Origin of the sequence: Ligilactobacillus sp. MP3 (assembly GCF_024436335.1) — a bacterium.
Taxonomy (GTDB): domain Bacteria; phylum Bacillota; class Bacilli; order Lactobacillales; family Lactobacillaceae; genus Ligilactobacillus; species Ligilactobacillus salivarius.
Window position 1 is genome coordinate 250,448 of record NZ_JANFQI010000001.1, and the last position, 12,042, is coordinate 262,489.

Consider the following 12,042-nt stretch of genomic DNA (forward strand, 5'->3'; position numbering starts at 1 on the left):
TATGAAACATATTTCCGCTACATTAAAATAGTTGCACTTTTAAGAGAAAGGGCGAAAGTATGGAAAATAAAATAAAAAGATCTTGGCAACCCAAGAAAACACCAATTCAGAAGGAAATTTTAGTAGGGATTACAGGATTCTTTGCAATCTCTTATATTATTATTGTTAATCCGATAATTTTAACTGATGCAGGAATTCCAGCTAATTTAAGTGTCTTTGCAACAATTTTTTCTTCATTTATAGGTTCATTAATAATGGGTATTTGGGCTGATGCGCCAATTATCATTACTCCAGGAATGGGGGTTAATGCATTTTTTACCTATACTTTAGTTGTAGGGATGGATTTAACTTGGGAACAAGCTGTTGCGATCTCAATAATTAGTAGCTTTTTATACATGGTAATAGCGTTTACTCCAATTAGTGAGTATTTAGCACAAAAGATACCACAAAATTTAAAGATAGGGATAACAGCTGGAATTGGAATGTTCCTAGTAGTTTTAGGATTAGAAAAAGCTGGCATTGTTAAGTCAGGTGGCAGTCGATCTTTACTAGCTATGGGTAACTTATTAGCACCTGAAGTTATCCTATCCTTATTAGGAATAATGTTAACTTTGATCTTATTTTTACGTAGAGTTCCAGGTGATTTTATAATAGGAATAATTGTGATTAGTATTTTAGGGAATATCATCGGAGTGAAGGGCTCGAACGTACCTAATATTAGATTGACCGAGATTAGTAAGTACAGTGAAATTGTTGCTCAAGGTGATTTTAGTCAGCTATTTACGTTAAAATTTTTAATAGCAATCTTTTCTATGACAATGATCTTAGTTTTTGAATCGATGGGGATTTTAGAAGGGTTACTGCCAGTTAAATCACAGTTCAAAAAGGCATTTCAAGCAAGTTCAATTGCAGCTTTTCTTTCAGGATTTTTAGGAACTAGTCCAACAGTAGCAGCAGCTGAAAGTGCTTCTGGTATTCAAAGTGGTGGTCGTAGAGGGGTAATGGCAATTACTTCAGGGGTATTGTTTTTAGCAGCAATTTTCTTGATTCCATTATTATCATTTATACCTGAATCAGCGATTGCACCAGTAATAATTATTACAGGAGCCATTATGATGCAACAATTAAGATTTGTGAAATTTGCTGATTTTAGTGAATGGTTCCCAACATTCTTAATTTTAGTTTTAATTCCTTTAACTAGTTCGATATCAACAGGTCTAGCTTTTGGATTCATCGTGTATCCGATCTGTAAATTAGTAGTAGGAAATTATAAAGATGTTTCTAAAGTCATGTATGTTTTAAGTTTCTTATTTTTGATTCAACTTATTTGTGAATCTATCATAGGACAGTAGATTAACGTTTGCGTGAGTACGCAGACGCTTTTTTTATAGAAAAATATAAATTTTAGATGATATAAAAATAGTATTTTTATCATAATTAACATTATAAAATATTAGAAAATTTACGGATATACGTAAATATATTTCGATTACTTACTTTAATAACATAAATTATTTATAATGATATTATTATATAATGTTCAGAAAAATTGGTAAAAATCCTAGGAAATAATTATTAATGCTTATTATATCGCTAAAAAATGATGATTGACAATTAAAGCAAATATTTATATTATTTAATAGTACGAGTAATAATTTGAAAATGAAAGATAATTTATTTTAGTATTTAGGTGGTGAAATACTATTGTACAAGGCGATTATTTTGTCTTTAGTGATGCCTCTGGTGATAGTTAGCTTATTATACAGTCAGTGGACTTTTTATAAAAATTATATTGAGGAACGTTTAAGTAAGGTTCAAAGTTATATTGCTGTATTACTAACCTTTTGCTTATATCAATTCTTTATTATAGAATTTTGTCGCTCCACAATTGATGGCTTGTATTATCAATATTCAATGGCGATTTTGAACTTTTATTTATCAAATTACATGCGTGAAAAGTATTTAGGACATGTAATGTTAGCGTTTGCGCCATTATTTGATAATTTCTTTCTATATACTATCAACGATATTCCTGCGGCAGCGATGTTCAATTTTGCTTGGGAAGGTGCACTATTAATCATTGTATGTGAAATCTTCATTAGAATTGAAGCACTGCCATTGATCTACCGATGTATATTAGAATTCCTAATTGTTAATCAAATTCCACCATTGGTTTATTTTGTGTTACCTGGTAAATATCATGCGATGAGTGCAACATATTTTACATTTGCATCAATAATAGATGTAACTTTAGGGACGTTGTTAATGTTTGCTGTGGCAAATGTTTACGTTAACTTCTTAACTAAGCAATATGAAGAATTGAGAATGGCAAGATATGATGGATCTCATGATGGATTAACAAACTTGTTAAATTATAATTCATTTCATAGTCATATGAATGAATTATCACAAAAAAGTAGTAAACATCAAATAATATGCATCTTGGATATTGATGATTTCAAAAAGCTTAATGATACCTATGGTCATCTTGAGGGTAATGATGTATTAGTTTATTTTACTAAACGTTTATTTACTGAAGTTAAGGCTCATTTCGGTGAGTTAGCTTCAGTATATCGTTTTGGTGGAGAAGAATTTTGTATTTCTGTACATGGAGTAACAGTTGAAGATTGTCTAGAGATGATAGATAAACTAGCTGAAGAATTACGAACTAAAGATTATGTAACAGCAACCGGTGATAAAATTACAGTCACATTTTCTGGAGGAATTGCCCTAGGATGTGATAAGAAAGATATCAAAACTGTTTTAAGAGAGGCCGATAGAGCACTCTATTACAGTAAACGACATAAAAAGGGGAGTGTAACCTGTGCTAAAGATTTGGAAAAGAAGTCTACTGATACTGATATGCCTCTTAGCTACTAATTTTTCAAATTTAGTTAAGGCAGATACAGTTACTTCTAGTGATGCACTGGTTCATTTCATAGATAATAAGCTAACAGGAAAATATGGAATATATACTAATTATTTAGTAAAAATAGGCAATGATGATACTTTAGCAACAGGTCATCAATATTTAAGTGAATCATCTGGATATTATCTGCAATATTTAGCTGAAACAAAGCAAAATAAAAAGTTTAGAGCATTTTATGCGTTAACGAAGAAAACTTTTTATCGCCAAGGAGTATTCTTATATCGTTTTGATGCCAAACATCCAGATAAATATCAAGTTAATGCAACAGTGGATGATTTGCGTATTATATCTGCATTAGTGACTTATGATAAAGTTAATCACACAAAAAAGTACCAGTCTGAAGTTAAAGATCTATACAAGAAATTAAGTGTAAGAGTGAAACAAGCAGGCTTATTGACTGATATGTATAGTCTTGATAGTAAGACACATAATCAGTTGGTTACTTTGTGCTACCAAGATTTATCTGTTTTGAAGAAATTAGATTCAAGGAGTTATCACAAAGCTTTACGAGTAGTGGAAGAGGGTAAAATTAGTCGTGAAGTGCCATTATATTATCAAAGTTATAACTTAAAGGATAAAAAATATGCTAAAGATAAGTTGGTAACTCCTCAGCTTTTAATAACATTTTTACATTTAGCTGAGATAGATAAGTTACCTAAAGATAGTTTGAATTGGGTAAAACAAAAAGTAGACACACAAACTTTATACAATGCTTATTCTGTTACAGGAAAGGCAGAAGATAAGTCTACTTCAGCAGCTAATTATGCAATTGCGATGATGATAGGGAATGCAGTTCATGATGACCAATTGTATGATGCTGCAAAAAAAGTTTTACTATCGATGCAAGTTACAGATAAGAAATCTGAAATTTACGGAAGTTTTGGAGATAGTAAGACTAAACAGGTATATTCATTTAATGAATTAAATGCTTTAGTAGCATTAAATCAATAGGAATGTGAGTAATGATAGAAAAATTTAGGAAAAATATTTCTCCGCCCCTATTAGCCTGTGTTTTAGCAGCAGTGATAGTGGGGTATTTGTTATTTGTATCTCCAATTAATGGATATGCAGATAACGGGGATTTTGCCAGGGTAATTTATATCAATGGAATCTACCCATTAGATACGAAGAATTACCAGTATACAACTTATTTAACGCAACATTATGGTTTATTTAAATACTACAATGAACATATTGCGATGTTGTTTTCTTCGCAAGGTATTTTTGTAAAAACAGCAGTATTATTAAATAAGTTATTCTACAGCAAAACAGTGTTTGATATTAGGTTTATGGGATTAGTTTATTACGTCTTTTATTTAGGGGCAATTTACTTACTAACTCTAGCTGTGACAAACTCAAACAAGCGAAAAAATGTAGATTATGTAATAGCGTTAATTGTAGTTTTTATGTTTGCTGATTCATCGCTGACATTATATTTTAACTCTTTTTTCGCTGAACCAGTTATGATAATAGCAATGATGTATATTACAGCTTCCTTATTATTACTGATGAAAAAACATTTTGCTCGTAGTTGGTATATGCTAGCAGTGTATTTTTTAGCATCATTAGCATTGGTAACTGTTAAACAGCAAAATGCACCATTAGCATTGAGTTTAGTTGTGGTTACGATCGGAATTTATTTTGTATATAGAAACAAACTTTATAGATTAATAATTCCGATTTCTTGTTTAATCTTGCTGGGATCAGGGATTGCGACTTATGTAATGATTACAGATCAATTCAGTAATATTAATAGTTACCAATCAATGACTCGAGGAGTAATGTTAAAAGAACAAGATCCTGGTAATTCTCTAGAAAAAGGTGGAATATCTCGTCAATATGGATTGTTGAAAGGAGATATTTATACTCAAACTTATGCCGCAACATCTATTAAATCCAAAAACATAACCAAGGACTTTATTCCAAAATATAATTTTGCTTGGATTTTGAAATATTATCTAACACATGAACAACAATTTAATGAAATGTTAGACGTAGCTGCACGCGATGGCTACCTGGTACAAATTAAAGCGGTCGGTGATTTTACTAAAAAATCTGGTGCAAAGCCGCATCAACAAGTACAATACTTTACTTTATATGGAGCGATGATGAAAGCTTTCTTTCCTAAAAAGTTTGCTTTCTATATGACATTATGTGTAGTTTTAGTTGCTTTATATATAGTAATTTTTGTTATTAGCGTAAAAAGTAATGAAATGGAATCTGCAATTAAAGTTTTTATGGTAATTGGATATACAACAATGGTAATAGGGACCTTTATTACAGCGGTTGTTGGTGACGGTGATGCTGATTTAGCCAAGCATTTATTGATGGTACCTTTATCATTAAACTTAATTTTCTTGCAGATAATTTCAGATGTCTTACATCATAATTTTTGGCATCCTTTGAGGGAGGGTGAATATTGAAAAGATATTTATTATTAATTTGTTTGTCAATCCTCAGCATCTTGAGTATACATATTCCAGTACAGGCGGATGATAACCGACCAGTTTTGTTAGTGTATGATAGTGAAAATGTCTATTATAACGGTTCTAAAAAAATCGATTCTGTGCAAAGAATGTTAACGGCAGACGGATTAAAGGTAAAAACAGTTATGTTAGAAAATTACCGAAGTGGAGAATTGAGCGACAACAAATATCGGGGAGTAGTAACTCTGATTAATTGGCAGGAAGCTGATTTAAGTAATGATAGCTTTACACATGATAGAGCTAAATTCTCAGGTACTAAATTGCATATTGGGCCTAATTTACAAGATGATGAATTAGAAGGATTACATGCAAAAAAAGGTATGATTATTAAGCAGCAGTTAACACTGTCAGATGATGGAATAACAGAACAGATACCATATACTAATCGAATGGAATATTTGGTAGACGTTGCTGGTAGTGACAAATATGGTGTTTTGAATACGCAAAATGTAGGAAATCAAAAAACTTTACCATATGGGGTCAAAGTAGATAGTAATGCCTTCCTACCATTTTGGAATACTAGTGGTTTAGCAATTAATTGTGAAGAGAAATTAATTGCTGATTTGTTTAATACGAAGACAGATAGTAGGCCATTATTAGTAATTAATAATGTTACACCAACAAGTAATCTAGAATATCTTGATAAGTTAGTTGATGATTTATATCGTAATAATATTCCTTTTGCAGTCAGTGCAACTAATGTCGAAGGTAATACCAATCAATTTGCTTATAAGAAATATATGTATTCTTTAAGAATGATTGAATTGAAAAATGGAATTATTTTTATGCGAGTACCATATTTATATTCCTATACTGGCAAAGAAATTAATGCGCAGAATTTAAAGGCAACAATGAGTGAACGTCTGCAATTAATGGTAAGAAGTGGTGTTTATCCAACTGGTTTATCTACGCCTAATCATTGGAATCAGGATGCAGTTTTAGGAAAAGTCGGATTAAAATCAGCTTCTAATGTTTTGCTACTGCCAGATCCTAAAACATATCCAAAAGTTAAGCAAACGGATTATAGTCAAGAATTTGATAAGGCATATTATGTAATGTCTTTAAAAGATTTGGATAAGGCTAAAACGACGGTATCTTTGACTAAAGCAAATAATTTAAATTACACTTTACCGACAGCCTTGAATATAAAAATGCCACGAACATTGTCGGAATTACGTAAGGTTGAGAAGAGTGTCTCGAGATCAGAATTAAATTGGGAAAATCCAGCTGCAGAAGATAATTCAAGAGAAATGAATTTTGCAAAAATGAAGTTGGAATACCATGCTGGAACGTATTTTGTTAATGGTAATGAACAAAATATTAGTGATACTGCTCCAGTTCAAAAGAAACATAAACACAAAGAATACCAAGAAACTGGTTTGAATTTGATCTTATCTTATCAAGGTAAATTCTTAACAGTCTTCATTTTAGTAACTTTGATAGGCTTTGTCTTACTTATTTATAAAGGTCGCAAAGTTTATTGGGATAAATTTAAAAGAAAGTAGGAAAGTAGTTGTCATTACTTGATATATTATTATTTATCAGTATTTTTTCAATTTGGACAATTTTAGCGGTTAATGTTGTCTTGATTTTTGCTGGTTATATGAATTATTTAACAATGAAAGTTCATGATAAATTACCAGCAGATGCACCATTTGTAACAATTATGGTTCCTGCACATAATGAAGGTATTGTAATTGTTAGAACGGTAAAATCATTGCTAGCATTGGATTATCCTCAAGATAAATATGAAATTATTGTAATTAATGATAATTCATCTGACAATTCAGCCGAGCTTTTAGCACAAGTGCAAAGTAAGTATCCCAACCGAAATCTTAAAATTATCAATACTGATAATATAACTGGGGGAAAAGGAAAGTCTAATGCTTTAAATATTGGCTTAAAAGAGGCCAAAGGATCTATTATCGCAGTTTATGATGCTGATAATACTCCTGAAAAACAGGCATTACGTATTTTAGTATCTGAATTATTAGCTGATGATAAAGCTGGAGCAGTAATTGGAAAATTCAGAACACGTAATAAGAATGCTAGCTTATTAACACGATTTATTAATATTGAGACTTTGTCATTTCAATGGATGGCACAAGCAGGTAGAAAAAAACTATTTAATTTATGTACAATACCAGGAACTAATTTTGTTATTCGTCGTAGTTTACTGGAGAAAATTGGTGGTTGGGACGTAAAAGCCCTAGCTGAAGATACAGAAATAAGTTTTAGAACTTATTTAATGGGTTATCACATTAATTTTCAACCGGCAGCTGTTACCTGGGAACAAGAGCCACAAACTTTTGTGGTTTGGTTTAGACAAAGAACGAGATGGGTTAAAGGTAATATTTATGTGATTTTAAAAAATTTGAAATTACTATTTAATCCTAAGAGTAAGGCTATTCGCTTTGATTTGATATACTTTTTATCAATTTATTTTCTATTAATGACATCTTTAGTTATTTCAGATACGGTTTTTGTTTTATCAGTATCTGGATTAGTTCATACATCAATTAATGGTTTTAGTAATTGGTTATGGTTCTTTGCGGTTATCTTATTTGTATTAGGAACTTTTATAACTATTACAACGGAAAAGGGTGAGATGACGCTCCAAAATTTATTGATCATTGTTTTGATGTATCTAGTCTATAGTCAAATGTGGTTAATAGTAGCCTTTTATGGCATGATCATGTATGTTCAAGAACAAATTTTTCATAAAAAAGCTAAATGGTATAAAACACAGAGGTATGAATAGAATGAAGAAAAAATTATTCATTACGATTTTATCAATGTTAGTTTTGATAATTTCGTGGTGTACACAAGTTAAGGCAGATGACATGAAGAGTTATACGCAACCATTTCAAAATTCAACACAAACTCTTTCAGGAAAATCTGTATCAGATAATACATATTTTACAAAAATTGATTACTGGGATGTTAAGAAAGCAACTTTAAACTTGAGTTACCAAGTTTCACAAATTGCTGATGATCAAACATCTGACATTACAGTATCAATTAATGGGGTTAAATTTTACTCATTTAGACCTGAAATAAAAGATGGTGTTCAAACTAAGCAAATTGATATTCCTCTAAATTTAATTAAAGGGGCAAATAATCTTAAAATTTACGGACAAATTTTAAATAAGTCTGACAAATCAACGGTTAGTGTACAGACACCTGCTAATTGGTTAACAATTTATGAAGAGTCAAATGTTAACTTCCAATATAATTTAAAGCAACCAGATTATTATTTGAAGTCTTTCTATAATCATTTTTCAGGGGCAGATACTATTTCATTTGGACAATCTGTTATTGCAGTTCCTCAACAACCTAGTGATGCTGAATTGTCAGCTGCAACTTATGCTTTAACAGGGGTAACTAGAACAATCGCAACAGATACAGACAAGGTTAGAATCTTGCCATACAATGATGGTAGAGTTAAGGACGCGGATTATCGCGTTATTATCGCTAAATATGATAATTTACCTAAGAATTATAAGAGTAAGTTCTCGGTAGATAAATTGAAAAATCGTGGTTGTTTAAGATTAGTGTATAGTAAGAATAAATACACATTGATAATAACAGCTTTAGATGATGAAATGTTGCAAAAAGCAACTCGTTTTATGGCTAATACAGAATTGATGACAGAAACTAAAAAGCCAGTTAAGTATGTAAGCTCTAAGACAGCAACTTATATGTCAAGCTTACATTACGATGACAGTTACCAATTGACTAATCAAGGAGCAACTTTAACTGGAAGTGGACATCACGAAGAAACATTCTTTGTTGCTTTACCAGCTAGTCAAAGCAACTCCTATGGTAGTAAGGTAAAATTGAGTTTGAAGTATTCAAAAAACTTGAATTTTAACAACTCTTTAGCAACTGTATATATCAATAACCGCAACATTGGCAGCTATAAGTTAACTAAAGATAATGCTGATAATGATGAGCTAACCTTCAATATTCCTAATAATATGAAAATAGGTAGTGGTTTTTCTGTCAGAGTAGCTTTTGATTTAGAACCAAGTCAAATTACTAAGTCAGATAATAGTGAAACACCTTGGGCAGCAATCAATACTAACTCAAAGATTTTTGTTAAGTCTATTGAAAAGAACGACATCCTATTTTCAAATTATCCAAGTTTATTCATTAGAAACAATACTTATAGTAACTTAGCAGTTGTTAAGCCTAGAAAGATGACAACAAATGATTTTGAAGCATTATCTAATATTTTCAATTTGATTGGTATCTATGCTAAGAGCAATACTGGAAAAATTGAATTCTATAGTCAACAACCTGATGATGAAACATTAAAGAACAGTAATGTAATCGTATTGGGAACACCTAGTCAAAATTCTATGATTAAGAACTTAAATGACAAACTTTATTTCCAATATAATAAAAAATATACAAGCTTTATCTCTAATGAAAAATTGAGTATCGAATATGATTATGGTAAGACAATGGGTACAGCTCAATTATTGCGCTCTCCTTACAATGATAAGAGAGGTATGTTAGTTGTAACAGGTATTACATCTAAAGACGTTTATCTAGCATCAACACAAATTAATTATCAAAAGACCATTGTTGAACATGGTGGCGATGCAATTGTGGTGGATAATGATAATAATATTTATAATTATCGTTTCAAGAAGAAAGCTGATTTAGATAAAAAGGTATCTTTGAAGCAAACAATTCACAAAAATACCAAGTTGATCATTTACTTAGTAATTGCTTTAATCTTTGTTGCTTTGCTAGCTGCAGCAATCTTTATGGTTTTATGGAAAAATAATCTGTTAAGAAAGGATAAAAATAATGAGAAGAAATAAGAATTATAGTTTAAATACTGATATTTATATTATCTCGTTGTTAGTTTGTTCAATCATGACAGCTATTTTCGTTGGAATTTCATCTAATTTGATGATTTTGAATTGTGTTTTCTTAGCAATTACTTGTTTCTTAGTATTGATTACTTATTTTCTCGGCCTATTAGCTGGATTAATCTTTAATTTACTGTTTGTCTTTATTCAGGGAAGTTATGTTTTATATGCAGATGTGGTCTTAGGAAAAGAACTAGATTTATGGTTAATTGTTTGGATTTTCTTACCATTGATTTGGTCATTATTAGTAAGCTTTATAACACGAAATCTTCAAAAACTACAAGAAGAAAATCTAAGTCTTAGAGAAAGTAATGCACGTAATCTGGGATATAATAGTGAAACAGACTTGCGTACCATGAGATCTTATCGTCAAGACGCAGAAGTATTTATTGAAACTCATAAACGTTTTGATATTCCTGTTTCAACGGGAATAATTTCAATTCGTTACTTCCATCAAATTATGAATATTTTAACTGAAGAACAACAACATCATTTGATCAAAAGATTATCAGATATTTTATCTGAGAGTTTTAGAAATAATGACATTGTTTACAGTATTGATGGTGTAGGTGGTGTACCTCAATGGGGAGTTCTATTATTCGCGGATTATGATGGAGCGATGGTAGCGATGGATAGAATTAAGCAAAGAGTAACTACTTTACTGCGTGAAGATAAGGAATTAGGAAAGTATGATATTCAAATATCTATTGGAGTTGTTGAATACAATGAAGATAAGATAAAGAGTGTCAGCCAATTTATTGACTCTGCTCAGCATGTACTTCAATACGACGTTTAGTTATATAAGTTGAATTGTATATTGAAATTATTTACATAATGATAATATAAGTATATAATTTAGATAGTGGGATTAGATTTGACTAGAGGGGGGAGATGGAATGAATTCTACTTTAAACATAGCACCGGATAATCTAACTTTAGCATTTCAACCTATAGTCAGAATAGTTAATGAAGATACATTTGAAATATCTGATTACGAGGTATTGTTGCGGTCGAAGGACAAGAAGAGTTTCCCTGCTGCAATATTTGAAAAGATTGTAAATAATGAAAGTTGTAATCAAATGTTTTGGGAATGGTTTACTCTTGAAATAAAGAAAGTTTTAACAGACAAAAAAGTTAGAGTAGATATAAATATTGATCCACATCAATTTTTGTATCAATCAACCTGGGATTTTTTGGATAAAATGGTTGAGTACAACCAGCAAATTACAATTGAAATTACAGAGCGTGTATCGCAAGAATTAAACTTGAAAAAGGGTTTAATTGATACAGTTAAGCATATAAAAGATTTAGGCTATCGTGTAGCTTTAGATGATATTAGTTCTGGACAATATAGTTTTAAAGTTGTTCAAGAAAATATCAAAGGTATTGATAGGGTTAAGTTATCCTTGTTGATTTTTAATGACGATAGCACAGACTCGAAGACGAAAAATTTCTTCATTATGTCTTGGATAAATTTTGCTAAGGCCAATAATGTTGAATTAGTAATTGAAGGTATTGAAGATGATGTTGCAGCTAAGGAAATGCTGTGCCATAATATTAAGCTACAACAAGGTTTTTTCTGGCAAGTACCCCAAGATTATATAAGTCCTAAAGAAGTACATAATTTTAAAGAATTTGAATAAGTAACAGAAAGAAACAAGAAAATAGTTTCTAAATGAAAATATAAATTCGACTCTTAGTTTTGTGAATGCAAGATTGAGAGTCGAATTTTTTATTTTTG

9 protein-coding genes are annotated in these 12,042 nt (G+C 30.7%); all 9 read left to right on the top strand.

Annotated features, from left to right (window positions below; genetic code table 11):
- The first annotated feature begins 59 nt into the window (after positions 1-59).
- The 9 genes from NOU10_RS01240 to NOU10_RS01280 all read left to right on the top strand — a co-directional run bounded on the left by NOU10_RS01240 (position 60) and on the right by NOU10_RS01280 (position 11,944).
- Positions 60-1,352 (top strand): NCS2 family permease, encoded by a 1,293-nt coding sequence (locus tag NOU10_RS01240; RefSeq protein WP_255905809.1) that lies wholly within the window; start codon positions 60-62, stop codon positions 1,350-1,352.
- 352 nt (positions 1,353-1,704) lie between these two features.
- Positions 1,705-2,880, top strand: a complete 1,176-nt coding sequence (locus tag NOU10_RS01245) for a GGDEF domain-containing protein (protein ID WP_255905810.1) — start codon at positions 1,705-1,707, stop codon at positions 2,878-2,880.
- Positions 2,825-3,880: a glycoside hydrolase family 8 gene (locus NOU10_RS01250; protein WP_255905811.1), complete on the top strand. Its 1,056-nt coding sequence runs from the start codon at positions 2,825-2,827 to the stop codon at positions 3,878-3,880. The genes NOU10_RS01245 and NOU10_RS01250 overlap by 56 nt, the downstream gene beginning before the upstream one ends.
- An 11-nt stretch (positions 3,881-3,891) precedes the next feature.
- Entirely contained in the window at positions 3,892-5,352 is a 1,461-nt protein-coding gene (locus NOU10_RS01255; RefSeq protein ID WP_204770779.1) for a hypothetical protein, read from the top strand.
- On the top strand, positions 5,349-6,920 hold the full coding sequence (locus tag NOU10_RS01260; protein WP_255905812.1) for a hypothetical protein: 1,572 nt from the start codon (positions 5,349-5,351) through the stop codon (positions 6,918-6,920). Before NOU10_RS01255 ends, NOU10_RS01260 begins: the two co-directional genes overlap by 4 nt.
- 8 nt (positions 6,921-6,928) lie before the next feature.
- On the top strand, positions 6,929-8,176 hold the full coding sequence (locus NOU10_RS01265) for a glycosyltransferase (RefSeq protein ID WP_003707595.1): 1,248 nt from the start codon (positions 6,929-6,931) through the stop codon (positions 8,174-8,176).
- A 1-nt stretch (position 8,177) separates the two neighbouring features.
- Positions 8,178-10,250 carry a cellulose biosynthesis cyclic di-GMP-binding regulatory protein BcsB gene (locus tag NOU10_RS01270; RefSeq protein ID WP_255819473.1) on the top strand — a complete coding sequence of 691 codons (2,073 nt, stop codon included), beginning with the start codon at positions 8,178-8,180 and terminating at the stop codon, positions 10,248-10,250.
- Entirely contained in the window at positions 10,237-11,097 is an 861-nt protein-coding gene (locus NOU10_RS01275; protein ID WP_255905813.1) for a GGDEF domain-containing protein, read from the top strand. Before NOU10_RS01270 ends, NOU10_RS01275 begins: the two co-directional genes overlap by 14 nt.
- A 100-nt stretch (positions 11,098-11,197) precedes the next feature.
- Complete coding sequence (locus NOU10_RS01280) at positions 11,198-11,944, top strand: EAL domain-containing protein (protein WP_255905814.1); 747 nt, start codon at positions 11,198-11,200, stop codon at positions 11,942-11,944.
- The last annotated feature ends 98 nt before the right edge of the window (positions 11,945-12,042 follow it).